Source organism: Xanthomonas sp. D-109 (assembly GCF_017746095.1).
Taxonomy (GTDB): Bacteria; Pseudomonadota; Gammaproteobacteria; order Xanthomonadales; family Xanthomonadaceae; genus Xanthomonas_A; species Xanthomonas_A sacchari.
In genome coordinates this window covers 139150-157850 of the sequence record NZ_JAGHWV010000012.1, presented here as the reverse complement: position 1 = coordinate 157850, position 18701 = coordinate 139150, and the positions used below count along the sequence as shown (strand labels likewise).

Here is an 18701-nt window from a genome sequence, read left to right as displayed (position 1 = left end):
ACACAGGGAGCCGCTGTCGCGATTCCCCAATCCCTATTCCCCATTCCCGGTTTCTCAAAAACTGATCCAGAAGCAGTCGTACTGCCGGCGCAGGTCCAGCACGGTGGAGGCCGGGGTGATGCTGCCGGCAAGGGTCTGCTGCAGGCGCAGGCCGGTCGGATGCGGGCGCGATGGCGCCTCGCCACCGTCGGCATCCCTCGCGGCCGACGTGGCCGTTGCCGCGGATGCGGCTGTCGACGACGTGACAGCTGCAGCGTCGGTGGTCGCGCTGCTGTCCGGCAGCACCGGCACGATCGCGACCAGGGGGCGGCGCACGATCGCCTCCAGCCGGTCGAAGATACGTTGCGCGCCGTCGTCGGAAACGCCGTTCCACCAGTACAGCGCCGATAGCCGATTGACGTCGCGGGCATCCACGGCGCTGCGGATCTGCTGGACCAGCACACTGAGCCGGCGCACGCACTGCGGCGGCGCCAGGCCACGGGCGTTGCTGGCGACGTTGCCGGGCGCGGCCGGTGGCGGCAAGCGGTCGATCGCGCCGACGTCCTCGCAGCGGCGATCGCTGAACACGGTGGTGCCGTCGGGGCCGGTGCAACGGTTCACCCGCTGCGCCATCGCCGGCGTGGCGAAGACGCACAGGCACAACAGCAGCAGGATCGGCGGAAGGGCGCGCATCGCCGCAGGGTAGCCGCAGCCGGCGTGACCGCGGAGCGAATGCCTTACGAGCGCTGGGATTCGGGATTGGGGATTGGGGATTCGCCAAAGCGAGGCCGCGCGCCGCTGTTACCAATCTCCAATCCCGAATCCCCAATCCCAGCGTTCGGCCAGCGGCCGCGACACTCAGCCGACGGCTGAGGGCAGACGTGCCAGGACGCTGGTGGTCGGCTTGGCCAGGTTGAGCGTATAGAAATGCAGCGCCGGCGCGCCGCCGTCGATCAGGCGCTGGCACAGCGCGGCGACCACGTCGGCGCCGAACTCGCGGATGGCTTCGGCATCGTCGCCGTAGGCCTGCATGCGCTTGCCGATCCAGCGCGGGATTTCCGCGCCGCACTGCTCGGAAAAACGTCGCAGCTGGCTGAAGTTGGAGATCGGCATGATGCCCGGCACGATCGGGATCTGTACGCCGAGCTTGCGCACCGCGTCGACGAAGTGGAAGTAGGCGTCGGCGTTGTAGAAATACTGGGTGATGGCGGAATCGGCGCCGGCGTCGACCTTGGCCTTGAAGTGGCGCAGGTCGCTGAGCGCGTCGTGGGCCTGCGGGTGCGTTTCCGGATAGGCGCCCACTTCCAGGTGGAAGGCGTCGCCGTGCTCGGCGCGGATGAAGGCGATCAGGTCGGCGGCATAGCGCAGGTCGCCGGGGTGGCCCATGCCGGAGGGCAGGTCGCCGCGCAGCGCGACCAGGCGCCGGCAGCCGATGGCACGGTACAGCTTGAGCAGTTCGCGGATCTCCTCGCGGCTGCCGCCCACGCAGGACAGGTGCGGTGCGGCCTCGAAGCGGTGATGCTGCTTGAGGTGGCGCACGGTCTCGGAGGTGTAGCTGAGGGTCGAGCCGCCAGCGCCGAAGGTGCAGGACACGTACTCCGGCGCGTAGGCCTTCAGCCGCGCGGCGGTGCGGTCGAGCTGCGCGCGCTGTTCGTCGGTCTTGGGCGGATAGAACTCGAAGCTGATGGCGGTCATGGGCGCAACGCAGCGGGCGGTGCGATCAGTATATCTCTTCATCCGGATGGATGTGCAAGAAAAGACCGGGCCGCCGGAACGGAACGGCCGGCGCCGCGCCGGAGCCGCGGGACCACGCGGGCCAGGTCGTTACGACGCCGACGCGCCCACATGGGCGCGCCGGCTGGATGCGGACGCTCAGCGCTTCCACATCCGCGCCTGCCGCGGCGGCAGGCTGAAGGTGTAGCTGCCGCTGGAAATGCGCACCACGCTGCCCGAGCCCAGCGCATCGGTGTAGTCGACGTTCCAGCGCAGCACGCTGCCGTTCATCGGCACGGCGGCGGTGACGGTGGTGCCGCACTTGTTGATGCCGACGATGCCCAGGTCGCCGCGGCGGAACAGCAGGTAGCAGTCGCCGTGCGCCAGCACCTGCATGTCGCGGCCCTGCGCGGCGTTGTGGAAACCGACCATGCGCTTGAGGTCGTCGCGCTGGTAGGCGTTGACCCAGCGGTTGTCGCCGCTCTCGTTGTTGTCCGAGTACACCATCGGCACGCCGCCGTCGCGGCCGAGCAGGTAGGCGTAGGCCAGGGTTTCGTCGACCGGGTCCATGATCGCGTAGCGGAAGCCGGCGTTGTTGGGGATGTCGTGGGTGATGGCGAAGGTCACTGCGCGCGCGCCGGGCAGCGCCTGGCCGTAGGCGCCCGGATCCACCAGCACATCCATGCTGCCGCCGTAGGCGAAAGCGTTGCGCACCGAGTTGAACAGCGGGAAGTCGTAGGCCGCGTGCGGCGTGGCCTGCAGGTACGGCGCCAGGAACTGGTCGTAGTCGGAATTGCCGCTGCCGCCGCCGGTGATCACCTCGCCGAACACCATCACCCCGGAGCGCACCTGCGCATCGAGCACCTTGTTCAGATGGTCGAAGGTCATGTGCTTGGCGGCATCGATGCGGAAACCGGTGACGCCCAGCGCCTTCAGCGCCAACAGGTAGTTGCGCTGCTGCTGCACCACCCAGTCGTTGCCGACCAGATCCGGCAGGCCGGGATCGTTGCCGCCGCCGCAGATGCGGTAGGTGCGCACCTGGTAAGGGTCGTTGTAGTTGGTGATGCACTGCGCCGGGCCGAAATCGCTGGCGCTGAGGAAATTCTGCGAGAGGTCGCCGAACAACCGCAGCGCGGCATAGCGCTGCGGATTGGCGGCGTACTGGCCCAGCACCGCGCTGCCCGGGTAGTTCAGGTCCGAGCGCGTGGCCGCTTCGTTGGCCATGTGGTTGAGCACCACGTCGGCATAGGTCTCCACGCCCACGGCCTTCAGCGCCTGCACCATGCTGGCGAAGGCGTCGGTGTCGCCGAGCGGGTTGTCGATCAGGCGCATGTCCTGCGGCTGGTAGCGCGCCCACCAGGCGTCGCCCTGCGAGCGGTAGGCCGGCGCCACCAGCACCTTGCGGTAGCCGGCGGCGGCGATCTGCGCGGCACGCGCTTCGACGGTGGCGTAGGGCCAATTGAACGCATGCAGGATGACGTCGGCCTGGGCGCTGGCGGTGGCCAGGAGCAGCAGCAGGCCGACCAGCAGGCTGCGCCAGCGGTGCAGGCGCAGCAGACGATTTGCAGCGGATGGGACGCGCATCGTTCGATCTCCTCGTTGCGTGGGCGCAGGCGGGGCGCCTGCAGGACAGGGGCATGACCTCGCCGCGGGGCTGGCGTGCGGCGGGAGGATGCTAAGCGCGCATCGCGGCGCAACATGCGCGCGCTACATACGTATTCATGGCGACAGCGCGCGAAAGCGGGATCGGCATCCGCTTCCGCAAGGAGGTACCGCTAGCGCGGTGTTCGTGGCACATAGCGCATCGCGGCCCCTGCGCTTTGCTACAGTCGCCGCCCTCACCTGTCGACGCGGAGCCGCATCATGACCAGCGCAGCCTTCTATCCGATCGGAACCCCCGGCGTGCCCTGGGGCACTGCCGAGAAGGCGGTGTGGCTGGCCGGGCAGCCGCGCCGGCGCAGCTACCAGGACGAGGTGGTCACGGCCATCGAGCGCCTGCGCGGGCCGTGGGAACTGGTCGAGTACGGCGAACTGGCGTACGCGCAGGAGCGCTATCCGTTGCTGGCGCTGCGCAGCCGCGATTGGAACGAGGCGCTGCCGTGCATGCTGGTCACCGGTGGCGTGCACGGCTACGAGACCAGCGGCGTGCACGGTGCGCTGCAGTTCGCGCAGCAGCATGCCGAGGACTACGCCGGCCGCGCCAACGTGCTGCTGGCGCCGTGCGTGAGCCCCTGGGCGTACGAGCGCATCCACCGCTGGAACGCCGATGCGGTCGATCCCAACCGTTCGTTCCGCGCCGACAGCCCGGCGCAGGAATCGGCGGCGCTGCTGCGTCTGGTCGCGCCGTTGCGCGAGCACATTCGCATGCATATCGATCTGCATGAGACCACCGACAGCGACGAGTCCGAGTTCCGCCCGGCGCTGGCCGCGCGCGACGGCGTCGACTATGCGCCGGGCGGCATCCCCGATGGCTTCTACTTGGTCGGCGACAGCGAGAACCCGCAGCCGGCGTTCCAGCAGGCGGTGCTGGCCGCGGTGGCGCAGGTCACCCATATCGCGCCGGCCGACGCCGCCGGCGAACTGATCGGCACGCCGCTGGCGGCGCCGGGAGTCATCAACTATCCGGTGAAACGGCTGGGCCTGTGTGCGGGCATCACCGATGCGCGCTACACCACCACCACCGAGGTCTACCCGGACAGCGCCAGCGCCACGCCGGAGCAGTGCAACGCCGCGCAGGTGGCGGCGGTGCGCGCGGCGATCGACTACGCGTTGGCGCATCCGTAGTCGCAGGCATGGTGTGCAGTATCCGTAGGAGCGGCTGCAGCGATGGGTTACCGGTAAGGCATCGCGGCTGAAGCCGCTCCTACATGGGCGTGCGACCACGCGGAGGCGCTGGCCGCGGTGGGCACCGACCCTGCCGCGCGCTACGCTTGTCCGCCCCCATTCGCCATGCATGCCATGTCCATCGTCCTCACGCCGTTCGCCCGCACCCGCCTGTTCCCGCGCGACGGACGTCGCAATGCGATCCAGGACTGCACGCCGGAGCAGTTCGAGCAGCATCTCAATGCCAACGCGCCGCTGCAGGTGCTCGACGGCTATGCGCCGTTCTGCAAATTGCACGTGCACCGCAACTGGACCTCGACACGCTGCCTGACGGTGCCGATCACCGATGCCAACCGGCGCCTGCTGCGTTCCGGCTATGAGGCGCGCAGCCGCGAAGAACTCCCTGTGCTGGTGCGCTGGTTCGAAGGCGTCGAGCCGCCGGTGGCCGCCTACCTGCTGCCGATCCTCTACAGCCGCGAACAGCTCGCCCACGAGGGCGCGCCGATCGACGCCGACTGGGGCGTGGTGGGTTGCCTGTACACCGCCGAGCCGCAGGAGATCCCGATGGCGCCGATCACCATGCTGCGCAATGCGCTGGGCGTGGAGGAGGGCGGCTCCGGCGTGCCGCTGGATCGCGATGCCTACCGGCGCAGCGTGGCGTTCTGGGAGCACAACGCCAACTGGCGGCCGTAAGCGCTGCCCGTACGCGGTCTGCGTGCGGTGACCTGGCCGAGCACGTAGCGCGTTGCGTGCGATGGCGATGCATGCGCCCACGTCACCGTGCATGGGCGTGATCGCACCGGAGTCGGTCGCGCATCTGCACATCGGTTTTCCCGCATTTCTGCAAGCCGCCGCTGCCGGCACGCTTTGCTGCATCCGTGCACGCAGTTGTTCACTGGCGCACAAATGCGGCAGGAAACTGCGCGCTGCCGCGCGTTTTCACCGCGAACCCATGTCCGTTCATCGGTATCACGCGGGATACCCATCAAGTTTGTCGATGGCGGGACGATAGCCAGGGGTGGGCCGCCATGCAGCAGCGCCAGGACGCAAGGTCCGGCGGCGCGTCGCGACCCGATGGGGAATGCGTCTCGGGCAGGTCATCGGCAACGGACGCGGCGCGCTCGCGCCGCGCCGCAGCGGCCTGCCGCATGACGCGTTCCCCACGACCGCATTCCCTCCCCCTATCAAGGAAGTCGTCATGTCCACTCCGTCGCCGCACCGCCGTCGCGGCAGCGTCGCCAAACGTCTGATGCTGGGCACCGGCCTGCTCGCGCTGGCCTGCTTCGGCCTGACCGCGATGATCATCTACTGGCGCAGCAGCGATGCATTGCTGTCGACCTCGCGCACCAGCATCGAGAACCTGGCGCAACTGGAAGCGCAACGCGTGTCGCGCGAGATCGGCGTGGCCTTCGACGCCAGCGAGGCGCTGGCCAACAGCTTCCGCGTGCAGCATGGCGCCGGCGGTCTGTCGCGTGCCACCGCCACTGCGGTGCTGCGCAGCCAGCTCGATGCGCATCCGCAGTGGCTGGGCACCAGCACCATGTGGGAGCCGGACGCGTTCGACGGCAACGACAAGGGCTTCGTCGGTGCCGAGGGCCACGACGCCACCGGCCGCTACATGACCTGGTGGTCGCGGCAGAACGGCCAGCTGGTGCGCGAGGCGCTGCGCGACTACGAGAAGCCGGGCGACGGCGACTGGTACCTGCTGGCGCGCAACACGCACAAGCCGGTGGTGATCGAGCCCTACTACTACCCGGTGGCCGGCAAGGACACGCTGATGACCACGCTGGCCACGCCGATCCTGGAGAACGGCCGCTTCCTGGGCGTGGTCACCGTCGACTTCACTCTCGATACCCTGCAGCAGCGCATCGCCGCGCTGCGGCCGATGGGCGAGGGCCATGCCAGCCTGCTGTCGCCGTTGGGCATGGTGATGGCCAGCCGCGATCCGCAGCAGGTCGGCAAGACCCGTAACGACGCCTGGTCCAGGGACATGCTCGCGCGGGTGGCCAAGGGCCAGGTGGTGTTCGACCATCGCCGTGCCGACGGCGAGGATGCGTTGAACGTGTTCGTGCCGCTGAAGATCGGCGATGCGCCGCAGGCGTTCGCACTGGGCATCTCGGTGCCGTACGCGCTGGTGATGGCCAAGGCGCGCGCGTTGCTGTGGACGATCGCCGCGGTCGGCCTGCTCTCGGCGCTGTTGCTGAGCGGCGCGCTGTACCTGCTGCTGCGCCGGCAGGTGCTCGACCCGCTGGCCGAGGCGGTGCGGGTGTCCTCGGCGGTCGCCGCCGGACGCCTGGACAGCCAGGTCCGGCATCGTCGCGACGACGAACTGGGCCAGTTGCTGGACGCGATGGGCAGCATGCAGACGCAGCTGCAGGCGGTGATGCAGGCGCAGGCGGAGATGGCGCAGCGCCATGACGCGGGCGAGATGAGCTACCGGATGGACGCTGCGCGTTTCCCCGGTGAGTACGGGCGCATGGTCCACGGCACCAACGCGCTGGTCGCCGCGCACGTGGACGTGCAGCGGCGCCTGGTCGAGGTGATGTCGCAGTACGCGATCGGCAACATGCAGGTGGACATGGAAGCGCTGCCCGGCGAGAAGGCGGCGATCACCGAGGCGATGCGCACCACCAAGCGCAGCCTGCAGGCGATCAACCAGGCCATCACCGAACTGGCGCAGGCCGCGGCCTCGGGCGATTTCTCCCGGCGCGGCGACGCCGAGCGCTTCCAGTACGACTTCCGCGGCATGGTGGTCGGGTTGAACCGGCTGATGGAGCTGACCGAGGGCAACCTCTCGGCCTTGTCGGCGCTGCTGCGTGCCGTGGCCCAGGGCGACCTCACTGCGCGCATGCACGGCGAATTCCATGGCGTGTTCGCGCAGATGCGCGACGACGCCAATGCCACCGTGGAGCAGTTGACCGGCATCGTCGGCCGCATCCAGCACGCCACCACCGCGATCAACACCGCCGCCAGCGAGATCGCTGCCGGCAACGACGACCTGTCGCGGCGTACCGAGCAGCAGGCGGCCAACCTGGAAGAGACCGCCGCGTCGATGGAGGAGCTGACCTCCACGGTGAAGCAGAACGCCGCGCATGCGCACCAGGCCAATCGCCTGGCGCAGGACACGGCCGGCGTGGCCTCGCGCGGCGGTGCGGTGGTCGAGCAGGTTGTGGAGACCATGACCGGCATCGCCGAAGCGTCGAAGAAGATGGCCGAGATCATCGGCGTCATCGACGGCATCGCCTTTCAGACCAACATCCTGGCGCTCAATGCCGCGGTGGAGGCGGCGCGTGCCGGCGAGCAGGGCCGCGGTTTCGCGGTGGTGGCGAGCGAAGTGCGCGCGCTGGCACAGCGCTCGGCGACCGCGGCACACGAGATCAAGGGCCTGATCGACGCCTCGGTCGGCAAGATCGATGATGGCACCGCGCTGGTCAACGGCGCCGGCGACACCATGCGCGAGGTGGTGGCCAGCGTGCGCCAGGTCACCGACATCATGAGCGAGATCGCCGCCGCCTCGCAGGAACAGAGCGCCGGCATCGAACAGGTGGGCAAGACCATCGTGCAGATGGACGAGGTGACCCAGCAGAACGCCGCGCTGGTCGAGGAAGCCACCGCGGCGGCGCGGGCGATGGAGGATCAGGCCGGGGAACTGCAGCGCGCGGTGGCCCTGTTCAAGCTCGCCGCGCCTGCATCGAGCCGCCTGGCCGCACCGGTCCGCACGCGGCTGGAGCGGGTCTCGTGAGGGCCGTGCGCACGATGGTGCTGCTGCTGGCGCTGGGCGTCGCCGCACCGACCTGGGCCGGCACCGCCAGCGCCAACCTGGCCGCGACCTCGAACTACGTCTCGCGCGGATTCGAGCAGAGCTGGGGCCGGCCGGTGCCGCAGGGCGGGCTGGACGTGGCCGCGGACAGCGGCTGGTATGCCGGCACCTGGGCGTCCGGGGTGAGCCCGTACTTCATCGAAGGCGGGCACGTGGAGTGGGACGTGTACGCCGGCTACGCGGCCAGCCGCGGCGACTGGGGCTGGCGTGCCGGCGTCTACCACTATGCCTATCCCGGCGCACGCATGAGCGCCAGCGGCACGCGCTACGACTACGGTGAGGCCATCGTCGCCGGGCATTGGCGCACGTTGGAACTGTCCTACGCCAGCACCTGGACGCGCGACTACTTCGGCTACAACAGCGCCGCGCTGGGTGTCGGCCAGGGCCGGCACTCGCGCGGCTCCGGCTATCTGGCAGTGGACGCCACGCTGCCGCTGGCATCGGACTGGCAGGCCAGCGTGCACGCGGGCCACCAGCACGTGCGCAACTTCGCCGACTACGGCTGGACCGATGCGCGTCTCGGTGTGAGCCGCACCTGGCGCGGCACCGAATTCGCCCTGGGCTACGCACGGGCCTGGAACAGCGCCGGCGTCTATCGTCGCTATACCACCGGCGTGGCGGACGGCGAGGGCCGGGTGCATGTCTCCAATCCGATCGATGGCGCCTGGTCGTTCACCATCAAGCGCAGTTTTTCGCTGTAGCCGGACGCGCGCTCAGCCGTCGGCGGGCGGCGCGAACGCCTCCACGGCGAGCCGGTCCAGGTAGTCGCGCAAGCGCTGTTCGCGTTGTGCCGGGTCGCTGGGCAGCGGACGCGCTGGCGTGCCGCCGCTGCGCGCATGCACGCGGGGATACGGCTGCGTGGGCACCGTCACGCCCAGGAAGGCGCACAGCGGTTCCCAGCCCGTCTGCGCGTCGGTGTCGAGCACCAGCAGGCGGTGCGCCGGCACGCCGGCGATGACCGCCTGGTTCCAGCGCTGGAAATAGTCGGTCATGAAGCCGCGATCGTCGATGCGCGTGGCGAACTCGCGGCGCAGGAACTGGCTCAGGCGCTGGCCGTCGGGGCCGAACAGCGCCGGCACGCGGCCGTCGCTGGCGAAGATGGTGTTGTTTACAGAATCGAACCAGGCATCGGCATCGCGCACGGTCAGGATCACCTTGGCCTGCGGATAGCGTGCGACCAGTTCGCGCCAGAAGCAGCAGCCTGGATAATCGACGGTGGCGGTATAGCCGGCGAACAGCGTGTCCCAGTCCGCCTGTCCGTCGAGCGCCGTATCCCACAGCGGCAAGGCCTGGCGCAGGTTCGCGGCCAGTTCCATGGCGTGGTAGCAACGGCCCAGGCCCAGATGCTCCAGCGCCAGCTTCAGCGACAGGGTGCCGGTGCGGCCGAGGCCGGCGCCGATGATGCGCAGGCTCATGGCGTCTGCCTTGTACCGTGGGCCAGCCACTGCGCGGCCGCGCCGCCCAGCTCGGCCTGCGCGCGCGCGTCATAGTCCGCGGCAACGCTCGCCGGCAACAGCGTGCGCCAGCGGCCACTGCGCCCCTGGTTGAAGAAAGCCTTGCCGCCTTCGCGCCACAGCCCGGCGCCCTGCGGCACGTAGCGCGCGGCGTGCTGGCGCATGTAGTCGAACTGGCAGTGCGCCAGGATCGTGTCCCAGGTGGCGTCGCGTACCGGGATCTCGAGAAATGCGGCGATGCGCCGCACCTGCGCAGGCAGATCCACCAGCAGATCGGCGTAGTGCACCAGCAGCACGTTCGGCTGCGCGCGCTGCTGCCACCAACTGCGCACGCCCTCCCAGAACGGCCAGAACGGTGCGCCGTCGTGGGACAGCCAGTGCGCCACGTAGGCGTCCACTGGCAGGCTCGGCGGCGGCACCACGCGCAGCTTGCCCGGTTCGGCCGCGCCGGCATCCAGCCGCGCCTGCGCATCCTGGCTGACCGCACACTGGTGGTCGTACAGGCTCAGCGCGATGTCGCGGCCATCGCGGCCGATGTACAGATACTTGGCGCGGTCGCTGATCACCAGCGCATCGGCCGGCAGATGGGTCTTGATGAAACGCCGGTGGCTCTGCGCCTGCAGCAGCGCAAGCTTGCTGGCGCGGTCCGGGTACACGCCGTCCAGCCACGGCGAGATCGCCGACACGTCAACGTCGGCCGCACCCTCGAACAGCAGTTGCGCCACGATCTGCTGCAGCCAGGTGGTGCCGGCCTTGGCGTAGCTGGCGATGACGATGTCGCCGTCGCGGAAGGAAAACGCGTTCCAGGCAGCCGAATCGAAGAAGCGGTTGGGATATTCCCGAGTCTTGGCGAAGGCGGCGAGGTCAGCCATGCGGGGCGTCCGGGGCAGGAGGGTGGGGCGGCGTCGTGTCATGCGACCGACGGCCAGGGGTGGCGGTGCGTGGCCGCAGCGCGATGCGGACGTCGAGTGGGCGCAGTACCAGCGCCGGGAACGGCCGCGGCTGCGCATCTGCCGCCAGGTGCAGCGTGCGCTCGCGCAGCAGGCCGGCCACGACCATGGTCATCTGCACCAGCGCGAGTTGGGTGCCGATGCAGCTGCGCGGGCCGCCGCCGAACGGAAAGTAGGTGTAGCGCGCTGGCGTGTGCGCGACATCCAGCCAGCGCGTCGGCAGGAAGCGCTCCGGCGCGACGAAATGGCGTGGATCGCGCTGCACCACCCACTGGCTGACGATCACCTGCGTGCCGCGCGGCACCGCGAATCCCTCCAGCGCGGTGTCGCGTTGCGCGATGCGCGCTGTCATCCAGGCCGGCGGATACAGGCGCATGGCTTCCTTCACACAGGCGCGGGTCAGTGGCAGGTGTTCGACAAGAGTGTCGTCGCCTGCCGTGGCGGATGCGTTGCCGATGTCGGGCAACGCGTCGGCTTCCTCCGTCACCGCTTGCGCGATCGACGGATGCTGCGCCAGCAGCAGCAACGTCCAGGTCAGGCCAGCCGCCATCGGCTCCAGCGCCGACATCAGCATCGCCGCCGTCTCATCGCGGCACCAGTCGCCCTGGCCCTGTGGATCGTCGCGCCGCAGCAGGTCCAGCACCGAGGCGTTCGCGCCTGGTGGACGTGGCGATGCCAGGATCTGCGTCAGTGCGCTGTCCAGTGCGCTACGTGCGGCACGTAGACGGCGCTTGCCGGCGCTCGGCCACCAGGCCGGCGTCGCGGACGGCGTACGCGTCTGCTGCAGGATCGCATCGACCATCGGCAGCATCCCCAGCAGCGCGGGCGCGTGCGCCGCATCGCCGAGCAGGAAGCCGGCGCCCAGCTCCGCACAGAGCACTGTCATCCTCAGGCGCAGGTCCTGCGCATGCGCGTTGTCGTCGCCCGATTGCAGCAGCGCCTGCGTGGCGGCGAGTGCCTGTCCGGCGTAGTCGCGGACCAGTCCGGCGCGGAATGCGGGCTGCAATGCCTGGCGCTTGTGTCGCCAGGCCTCGCCCTCGCTGTTCATCACCGAGGCCGGGAACGCAGCACGCCGCGCGCGCGGGTCCGGATCGGATTTGGCGTAGAGGCTGCCGTCGTCGCCCAGCACGGTCGCGATGGCTGCCGGCGACGCCAGCAGGTAGGTGCGCTCGGCGATTCGCACCACGTCGCCATGTTCGCGTGCGCAGCGTTGAAGGAAGTCGAGGGGATCGTGCGCGAAGGCCTGCCGGTTGCCGAACGCCCAATGCCCATGCGGACCGGGTGGACATTGTTGCGTCTGTGTCACGCACTCACCTGCACGAAGAAGCATGGCAGCACGGTGCACCGCGATGCGGAAGGCGACATTGGACCGATGGCGAACGCATGCGTGGCCGTGCAATGCGCCGAGTGCCGAAGAGAGAGAGGGGACGGATCGCCCCCTCTCACACGCGAATGCCACGCAACGGTGGCGGGAAGATCAGTAGGTGTAGATGTAGCCGAGCCTGTTGCCACCGAGGCTCTGTACCCAACGCGACAGCGAATCAAAAAGGCGCTTCATGGCGATACTCCTGATTGAACGGGGGACTCTGTTGCGATCGTCGCGCCTGTCGCCTGCGGCAGGCGCGCAGAAAGCTTCCTCGCTCGACTACGGCGACGCAAGCAAAAGACTGAAGCGCCGCCAACTGCAACATCTTTGTCATCTTTCGTCGAGCACCTTGCGTCGCAAGCGATCGGATCGCGTCGCCGCGTTTGCCGCCGGCGTCGCCGCCGTGCGTGCGCCATTGCGTCGCGATCGCTGCGTGCTATCGTCGCGCCACTTCGGCAACGAGTGGCTGCGGATGCCCGTGACCCACGAGTACGATCGCCTGGCCGCCATCTATGATCGCGTCTACGATCGCTGGCCTGCCGCCGCTACGCAGCAGTGCGTCGACGTGCTGGCTGAACTGGCCACGGGCCGCGCGGCGCTGGAACTGGGCATCGGAACCGGCCGCATCGGCTTGCCGCTCGCGCACCGCGATGTGCCGGTCACCGGTATCGACAATTCCCCGGCGATGCTCGAGGTCTTGCGTGCCAAACCCGGCAGCGACCGCCTGCAGTTGGTCTGCGCCGATTTCGCCGACATGCCGGTGTCCGGGCCGTTCGGCCTGATCTATGCGGTGGGTGCGTTCGGCTATCTGCTGACGCAGGCCGAGCAGCTGCGGTGCGTGGTCAATGCGGCGCGCTGCCTGGCGCCCGACGGGCACTTGCTGATCCAGAGTGCGGTGCCGGGCGCAGAGGTGTTCGAAAGCGGTGGCAAGGTCAGCCAGGTGCTGGACGTGCCGGACACCGACGGCGATGGCGCGGCAGTGATGCTGGTGTGCTCGCAGCCGGATCCGCTGCAGCAGCGCATCGACCAACGCGTGGTGGTGCTGGGCGAATCCGGCACGCGCATCTTCAGCGAGCACCGCCGCTACGTGTGGCCATCGGAACTGGACCTGATGGCGCAGATCGCCGGCCTGCGCCTGGAAGTGCGCTGGAGCGACTGGGCACGCACGCCGTACCACGCGCGCAGCCGCATCCAGATTTCGGTGTACGTGCCGGCCAGTGCGTGCATGGCCTGAAAAGATTCGTGCCATGTGCTTGTTTTGGTCGACGCCAGCGGAAATGGCCAAGCCCGCGTGCTTGACTTCGATCGTCACAATTTTGCGACTGCGGCCACTCGGCACCTAATCCGCCGACAGCGAGACGTTGCGTTGGTCGCTGTCGAGGGCGCGGTTAGGATGAATCAGTTCGCAGTGGGCTGAAGGCGATCCACGATGCTTCTGCCGGTGTTCGTCGATGCGGTGGTGCGGAGGTCGACTCGGTTTCATCCGCCGCGCGCATAGCCCGCCTCCCGCTGTGCGCGGATGGCCATCACGATCACCGTATCGGTCACATCCACATAGCGATACAACGCCAGGTACCCATGCGAACCGCGGCCCATCACCAGTTCGCGGTTGTCTCCATGGACTGGCCTGCCGATCAAGGGATTGCCTGCCAGCACGTCGAACGCGCTGACGATCTCCTCGGTCCTCGCCTCGGCGTGCTCGCTCTCGTGGTCGCGCAAATACGCGGCGATCCGCTCCAGATCCTCGATCACGCCGGGAGCGATGCGGACTCGCGTCATCAGTCTTCCAGCTTGCGCGCCACCGGCCGCTTTGCGGGCTTTCCTGCGGCCAGAGTCTTGAAATAGGTACGCGCTTCGTCCCAGGGAATGGTCTCACCCGTTTCTAGGAACTCGGCCCAGCGCTGATCGGCTTGTGCATGGAAGTCGACGCGCCGCTCGGCCAACTCGGCCTTCTCGGCAATGGCTTCCAGGATGAAGTTGTGCGACGTGGTGCCGGCCGCTTCCGCGGCCTTGGCGACGCGGGCCTTGAGCGCATCCGGCAGGCGGATGGTGGTGGTGCTCATGGGGGAGCTCCAGGCGATTGGTGTGGAATCAATGTAGCACAGGTGTGGTACAGGTGGCCTGGCTGGACAGGCGCGTCGGCCGACTGGCCGGAAAAGGCCGCTTGCAGCAGGGACTGCGCAAGGTGACGATGTCTGCGGCTTTCACTCCGTACGAATTTCCAGCCCCCTGTCTCCAGACGCTCGCAGCGCCGATCGCACAAAAAACGGGCGCCTCGCGGCGCCCGTTCCTGTCTGCCTGGCGATATCCTGCCGATGGCTCAGTAGCGGTAGTGCTCCGGCTTGAACGGGCCGTCGACCGGCACGCCGAGGTAGGCGGCCTGCGCGTCGGTCAGCTTGGTCAGCTTCACGCCGATCTTCTCCAGGTGCAGGCGCGCCACTTCCTCGTCCAGCTTCTTCGGCAGGCGGTACACCTGCTTCTCGTAGCTGTCCTTGTTCTGCCACAGGTCGATCTGCGCCAGGGTCTGGTTGGCGAAGCTGTTGGACATCACGAAGCTGGGGTGGCCGGTGGCGCAGCCCAGGTTGACCAGGCGGCCTTCGGCCAGCAGGAAGATCGCATTGCCGTTGGGCAGCACGAACTTGTCCACCTGCGGCTTGATGTTGATCTTCTGCACGCCCGGCAGCTTGTACAGCGCCTCGACCTGGATCTCGTTGTCGAAGTGGCCGATGTTGCAGACGATGGCCTGGTCCTTCATCTGCGTCAGGTGCTCGATGCGGATGATGTCCTTGTTGCCGGTGGTGGTGACGTAGATGTCGGCTTGGCCAAGGGTGTCCTCGACGGTGTTGACCTCGAAGCCTTCCATCGCCGCCTGCAGCGCGCAGATCGGGTCGATCTCGGTGACGATGACGCGGGCGCCGTAGGCGCGCAGGCTGTGCGCCGAGCCCTTGCCGACGTCGCCGTAGCCGCACACCACCGCGACCTTGCCGGCCAGCATCACGTCCATCGCGCGCTTGAGGCCGTCGGCCAGCGACTCGCGGCAGCCGTAGAGGTTGTCGAACTTGCTCTTGGTCACCGAGTCGTTGACGTTGATCGCCGGGATCAGCAGGGTGCCGGCTTCGGCCAACTGGTACAGGCGGTGCACGCCGGTGGTGGTCTCTTCGGAGACGCCCTTCCAGTCCTTGACCACGCGGGTCCAGTAGCCCGGGCGCTCCACCGCCACGCGCTTGAGCAGGTTCTTGATCACCTGCTCCTCGTGCGAGGACGCCGGCTCGTCCACCCACTTGGAGCCGTTCTCCAGCTCGTAGCCCTTGTGGATCAGCAGGGTCACGTCGCCGCCGTCGTCCACCACCAGCTCCGGGCCGGTCTGGGTGCCGTCGGGCAGGGTGAAGGTCAGCGCGTCGAGGGTGCAGTCCCAGTATTCCTCCAGGGTCTCGCCCTTCCAGGCGAACACCGGGGTGCCGGTGGCGGCGATCGCCGCGGCGGCGTGATCCTGGGTGGAGAAGATGTTGCACGAGGCCCAGCGCACGTCGGCGCCGATGTCCTTCAGGGTCTCGATCAGCACCGCGGTCTGGATGGTCATGTGCAGCGAGCCGGTGACGCGCACGCCGGACAGCGGCTTGGCGGCGGCGTACTGGCGGCGGATCGACATCAGGCCCGGCATCTCGTGCTCGGCGATGTCCAGTTCCTTGCGGCCCCAGTCGGCCAGGCTGATGTCGGCGACCTTGTAGTCGCCTTCGGTGGAAAAGCTCTTGAGTGCAGCGTTCATCGATAAAGCTCCGGTCAATGGCGAGAAACTCGCGAAGTCCGGGCGCCGTTGTCGCTCAAGCCTCGCGCCGAGCCTGGCCGGGTCTGGAGACGGTGACTCCGGTCTCGATCCGGTCGCAGCGCCCCTCGGCGCAAGGGGTAACCGATTATAGCGGCTGCCACGTGCGGCGCTTGAACACACGCCTGCGCCCAACCATCGACAGGGGGCGGGCGGCGCCCGCCCTGCTACCGTCGTCGGCATCGATCGATGCGAAGGAGAGGGGAGAGATGAACCAGATCACAGAGCGCGGGCGCCGCCGCGTGCCCGGCCCGGTCTGCGGCCTGCTGTGCGCGGCCCTGGCGGCGGCCGGCAGCGCCGCGGCGAACGCCGCCCCGGCATCTGCGGCGGCCGCCGCGCCCGCCGATGCCGCCGACAGCGGCTACCAGTTGCCGTCGGCGCCGCTGCAGGCCATCGTCGATGCGCCGCGGCCGCCGCAACTGTCGCTGAGCCCGCGGCGCGATCTGGCGGCGATGCTGCAGTTGCCCGCGTTGCCCGGCATCGCCCAGGTCGCGCAGCCGGAACTCAAGCTGGCCGGGCTGCGCATCCATCCGCGCACCCGCTCGCAGAGCCGCTTCGCCTTCGGCGACAGACTATGGCTGCTGCGCATCGCCGACGGCAGCGAACTGCGCATCGAGGGCCTGCCGTCGCCGCTGTCGATCGCCGGCATGGCCTGGGCGCCGGACCAGCGGCATCTGGCCTTCAACCGGGTCGATGCGCGCAGCGGCGCCAACGAACTGTGGGTGGTGGACATCGCCACGCTGCGGGCGCGGCGGGTCGCCGAGCGGCTCAACACCGTGTCCGGCGACGGCTATGCGTGGATGCCCGACAGTCGCCAGTTGCTGATGTTGCTGCAGCCGCAGGAGCAGGGCGCCGCGCCTCCCACCGATGCGGTGCCGACCGGGCCGGCGGTGCAGCAGACCGCCGGCGGCGGCGCCACCGCCTTGCGCACCTACCAGGACCTGCTGAAGAACGAGGCCGACGCGCGCCAGTTCGACTACCAGTTGCGCGCGCAGCCGGCGCTGGTCGACGTCGACGGGCGGATGCAGCGCATCGCGTCTCCCGACCTGTACCTGTCGCTGGCGCCGTCGCCGGACGGCCGCTATCTGCTGGCGCAGCGCCTGCAGCGGCCGTTCTCCTACCTGGTGCCGGCCAGCGGCTTCCCGCGCACCATCGAGGTGCTGGACCGCGCCGGCAAGCCGGTGCACACGGTGGCGCAGCTGCCGCTGGTGGAAGGCCTGCCGACCGGCAACGATGCGGTGCGCACCGGTGTGCGCGACATCGATTGGCGCAGCGACGCCCCGGCCACCCTGGTCTGGGCCGAGGCCCAGGACGGTGGCGATCCGGCGCGCGAGGCGGCGGTGCGCGACGCGGTGCGGATGCAGGCGGCGCCGTTCACCGCGCCGCCGGCGACGCTGGCGCGCCTGCAGTCGCGTTTCGCCGGTATTTTCTGGGGCCGCGGCGACCTGGCCCTGATCGACGAGTTCTGGTGGAAGACGCGGCAGACCAGGCAATGGCGCGTGGCACCGGACAACCCCGCGCAGGCGCCGCAACTGCTGGTGCAGCGTTCGCAGGAGGACCGCTACGCCGATCCGGGCACGCCGGTGACGGAGCGCGATGCCGCTGGCAACCCGCGCCTGTTGATCGCCGCCGACGGTCACAGCCTGTTCCTGCGCGGCGAAGGCGCCTCGCCGCAGGGCGACCGGCCGTTCCTGGATCGCTACGATCTGGACACGCGGCACAGCACCCGCCTGTTCCAGTCGCAGGCGCCGTACTACGCGGTACCGCAGGCCTTGCTCGACGACAGCGGCCAGCGCCTGCTGATCACCCGCGAGACGCCGCAGGAGCCGCGCAACTTCTATCGGCTCGACCGTGCGGACGCGGAGCCGGTGGCGCTGACCCGCTTCCCGCATCCCACGCCGCAGTTGCGCGACGTGCACAAGGAGCAGATCCGCTACCGGCGCAAGGACGGCGTGGAACTGACCGCGACCCTGCTGCTGCCGCCAGGCTACGACGCCAAACGCGACGGCCCGTTGCCGATGCTGATGTGGGCCTACCCGGGCGAGTTCAAATCCGCCGACGCCGCCAGCCAGGTCACCGACTCGCCGTACCGCTTCAACGCGATCGGCTACTGGGGGCCGCAGGCGTTCCTGGCGCTGGGCTATGCGGTGCTCAACGACCCGTCGATGCCGATCGTCGGCGAGGGCGCGCGCGAACCCAACGACACCTACGTCGAGCAACTGGTCGCCGATGCGCAGGCGGCGGTGGACGAGGTGGTGCGGCGCGGCGTCGCCGATCGCGATCGCATCGCCATCGGCGGGCATTCGTATGGCGCCTTCATGACCGCCAACCTGCTCGCGCACACCCGCCTGTTCAAGGCCGGCATCGCCCGCAGCGGCGCCTACAACCGCTCGCTGACCCCATTCGGCTTCCAGTCCGAGGAGCGCACCTACTGGCAGGCGCAGCCGGTCTACCAGGCGATGTCGCCGTTCAACTACGCCGACCGGATCAAGGATCCGCTGCTGCTGATCCACGGCGCCGAGGACAACAACTCCGGCACCTTCCCGATCCAGAGCGAGCGCATGTACGCGGCGATCAAGGGCAACGGCGGCACCGCGCGGCTGGTGATGCTGCCCAACGAGGCGCATGCCTATCGCGCGCGCGAATCGGTGCTGCAGATGCTGGCCGAGAGCGAGCGCTGGCTGCGCACCTATCTGGGGCCGGCGCCGACGCCGACGTCCGCGCCGGCTGAGGCAGGCGCTACGCCGCGCTGAGCCGCGCCTGCGCCACGGCC

Annotated in this window: 15 protein-coding genes and 1 riboswitch; of the genes, 6 read left to right on the top strand and 9 right to left on the bottom strand. The window is 69.1% G+C overall.

The features are described 5' to 3' along the window. Positions 1 to 54: 54 nt before the first annotated feature. The 3 genes from J7357_RS13680 to J7357_RS13670 form a co-directional block, all read right to left on the bottom strand. Entirely contained in the window at positions 55 to 672 is a 618-nt protein-coding gene (locus J7357_RS13680; protein ID WP_209247240.1) for a DUF4124 domain-containing protein, read from the bottom strand. Positions 673 to 837: 165 nt separating this feature from the next. Then, entirely contained in the window at positions 838 to 1674 is an 837-nt protein-coding gene (gene metF, locus J7357_RS13675; protein ID WP_209247238.1) for a methylenetetrahydrofolate reductase [NAD(P)H], read from the bottom strand. Between the two features lie 177 nt (positions 1675 to 1851). Then, complete coding sequence (locus J7357_RS13670) at positions 1852 to 3222, bottom strand: alpha-amylase family protein (RefSeq protein ID WP_209247306.1); 1371 nt, start codon at positions 3220 to 3222, stop codon at positions 1852 to 1854. A gap of 333 nt (positions 3223 to 3555) precedes the next feature. On the opposite strand from J7357_RS13670, the gene J7357_RS13665 reads away from it, so the two are divergent. The 4 genes from J7357_RS13665 (at position 3556) to J7357_RS13650 (ending at position 9036) form a co-directional block, all read left to right on the top strand. Then, complete coding sequence (locus J7357_RS13665; RefSeq protein ID WP_209247237.1) at positions 3556 to 4476, top strand: M14 family metallocarboxypeptidase; 921 nt, start codon at positions 3556 to 3558, stop codon at positions 4474 to 4476. A gap of 174 nt (positions 4477 to 4650) precedes the next feature. Next, positions 4651 to 5208, top strand: a complete 558-nt coding sequence (locus J7357_RS13660) for a DUF3228 family protein (protein WP_209247235.1) — start codon at positions 4651 to 4653, stop codon at positions 5206 to 5208. A gap of 505 nt (positions 5209 to 5713) precedes the next feature. Then, the gene (locus tag J7357_RS21515; RefSeq protein WP_209247233.1) at positions 5714 to 8257 is read left to right on the top strand and encodes a methyl-accepting chemotaxis protein; all 2544 of its coding nucleotides are present in this window, start codon (positions 5714 to 5716) and stop codon (positions 8255 to 8257) included. Next, on the top strand, positions 8254 to 9036 hold the full coding sequence (locus tag J7357_RS13650; RefSeq protein WP_209247231.1) for a TorF family putative porin: 783 nt from the start codon (positions 8254 to 8256) through the stop codon (positions 9034 to 9036). The genes J7357_RS21515 and J7357_RS13650 overlap by 4 nt, the downstream gene beginning before the upstream one ends. A gap of 12 nt (positions 9037 to 9048) precedes the next feature. Here the strand turns inward: J7357_RS13650 and J7357_RS13645 are convergent, their stop codons facing one another. The 3 genes from J7357_RS13645 to J7357_RS13635 are packed head-to-tail and all read right to left on the bottom strand — an operon-like array spanning position 9049 to position 12069. After that, positions 9049 to 9750, bottom strand: a complete 702-nt coding sequence (locus J7357_RS13645; RefSeq protein WP_209247229.1) for a sulfotransferase family protein — start codon at positions 9748 to 9750, stop codon at positions 9049 to 9051. Beyond that, the gene (locus J7357_RS13640; protein WP_209247226.1) at positions 9747 to 10661 is read right to left on the bottom strand and encodes a sulfotransferase domain-containing protein; all 915 of its coding nucleotides are present in this window, start codon (positions 10659 to 10661) and stop codon (positions 9747 to 9749) included. The genes J7357_RS13645 and J7357_RS13640 overlap by 4 nt, the downstream gene beginning before the upstream one ends. Next, a complete protein-coding gene (locus J7357_RS13635) occupies positions 10654 to 12069 on the bottom strand; it encodes a cytochrome P450 (protein WP_209247224.1) in 1416 nt (471 codons plus the stop codon). The genes J7357_RS13640 and J7357_RS13635 overlap by 8 nt, the downstream gene beginning before the upstream one ends. Before the next feature lie 508 nt (positions 12070 to 12577). Between J7357_RS13635 and J7357_RS13630 the strand changes: the two genes are divergently transcribed. Further along, on the top strand, positions 12578 to 13339 hold the full coding sequence (locus tag J7357_RS13630; protein WP_209247222.1) for a class I SAM-dependent methyltransferase: 762 nt from the start codon (positions 12578 to 12580) through the stop codon (positions 13337 to 13339). 245 nt (positions 13340 to 13584) lie between these two features. Here the strand turns inward: J7357_RS13630 and J7357_RS13625 are convergent, their stop codons facing one another. The 3 genes from J7357_RS13625 to ahcY form a co-directional block, all read right to left on the bottom strand. Further along, positions 13585 to 13884, bottom strand: coding sequence for a type II toxin-antitoxin system RelE/ParE family toxin (locus J7357_RS13625; RefSeq protein ID WP_209247220.1), 300 nt, complete (start codon positions 13882 to 13884; stop codon positions 13585 to 13587). Continuing rightward, on the bottom strand, positions 13884 to 14168 hold the full coding sequence (locus J7357_RS13620; protein WP_209247218.1) for a ribbon-helix-helix protein, CopG family: 285 nt from the start codon (positions 14166 to 14168) through the stop codon (positions 13884 to 13886). Before J7357_RS13620 ends, J7357_RS13625 begins: the two co-directional genes overlap by 1 nt. 257 nt (positions 14169 to 14425) lie before the next feature. Continuing rightward, positions 14426 to 15871, bottom strand: a complete 1446-nt coding sequence (gene ahcY / locus J7357_RS13615; protein WP_209247216.1) for an adenosylhomocysteinase — start codon at positions 15869 to 15871, stop codon at positions 14426 to 14428. Positions 15872 to 15904: 33 nt separating this feature from the next. Continuing rightward, a riboswitch (S-adenosyl-L-homocysteine riboswitch) is annotated at positions 15905 to 16004 on the bottom strand. A gap of 133 nt (positions 16005 to 16137) precedes the next feature. Between ahcY and J7357_RS13610 the strand changes: the two genes are divergently transcribed. Beyond that, positions 16138 to 18681, top strand: coding sequence for a prolyl oligopeptidase family serine peptidase (locus tag J7357_RS13610; RefSeq protein WP_244667506.1), 2544 nt, complete (start codon positions 16138 to 16140; stop codon positions 18679 to 18681). The last annotated feature ends 20 nt before the right edge of the window (positions 18682 to 18701 follow it).

Excerpts from the sequence above, each read along its gene's own strand:
- J7357_RS13680 (WP_209247240.1), bottom strand. The coding sequence starts at position 672 with ATGCGCGCCCTTCCGCCGATCCTGCTGCTGTTGTGCCTGTGCGTCTTC.
- metF (WP_209247238.1), bottom strand. The coding sequence starts at position 1,674 with ATGACCGCCATCAGCTTCGAGTTCTATCCGCCCAAGACCGACGAACAG.
- J7357_RS13665 (WP_209247237.1), top strand. The coding sequence starts at position 3,556 with ATGACCAGCGCAGCCTTCTATCCGATCGGAACCCCCGGCGTGCCCTGG.
- J7357_RS13660 (WP_209247235.1), top strand. The coding sequence starts at position 4,651 with ATGTCCATCGTCCTCACGCCGTTCGCCCGCACCCGCCTGTTCCCGCGC.
- J7357_RS21515 (WP_209247233.1), top strand. The coding sequence starts at position 5,714 with ATGTCCACTCCGTCGCCGCACCGCCGTCGCGGCAGCGTCGCCAAACGT.
- J7357_RS13645 (WP_209247229.1), bottom strand. The coding sequence starts at position 9,750 with ATGAGCCTGCGCATCATCGGCGCCGGCCTCGGCCGCACCGGCACCCTG.
- J7357_RS13640 (WP_209247226.1), bottom strand. The coding sequence starts at position 10,661 with ATGGCTGACCTCGCCGCCTTCGCCAAGACTCGGGAATATCCCAACCGC.
- J7357_RS13635 (WP_209247224.1), bottom strand. The coding sequence starts at position 12,069 with ATGCTTCTTCGTGCAGGTGAGTGCGTGACACAGACGCAACAATGTCCA.
- J7357_RS13630 (WP_209247222.1), top strand. The coding sequence starts at position 12,578 with ATGCCCGTGACCCACGAGTACGATCGCCTGGCCGCCATCTATGATCGC.
- J7357_RS13625 (WP_209247220.1), bottom strand. The coding sequence starts at position 13,884 with ATGACGCGAGTCCGCATCGCTCCCGGCGTGATCGAGGATCTGGAGCGG.
- J7357_RS13620 (WP_209247218.1), bottom strand. The coding sequence starts at position 14,168 with ATGAGCACCACCACCATCCGCCTGCCGGATGCGCTCAAGGCCCGCGTC.
- ahcY (WP_209247216.1), bottom strand. The coding sequence starts at position 15,871 with ATGAACGCTGCACTCAAGAGCTTTTCCACCGAAGGCGACTACAAGGTC.
- J7357_RS13610 (WP_244667506.1), top strand. The coding sequence starts at position 16,138 with ATGAACCAGATCACAGAGCGCGGGCGCCGCCGCGTGCCCGGCCCGGTC.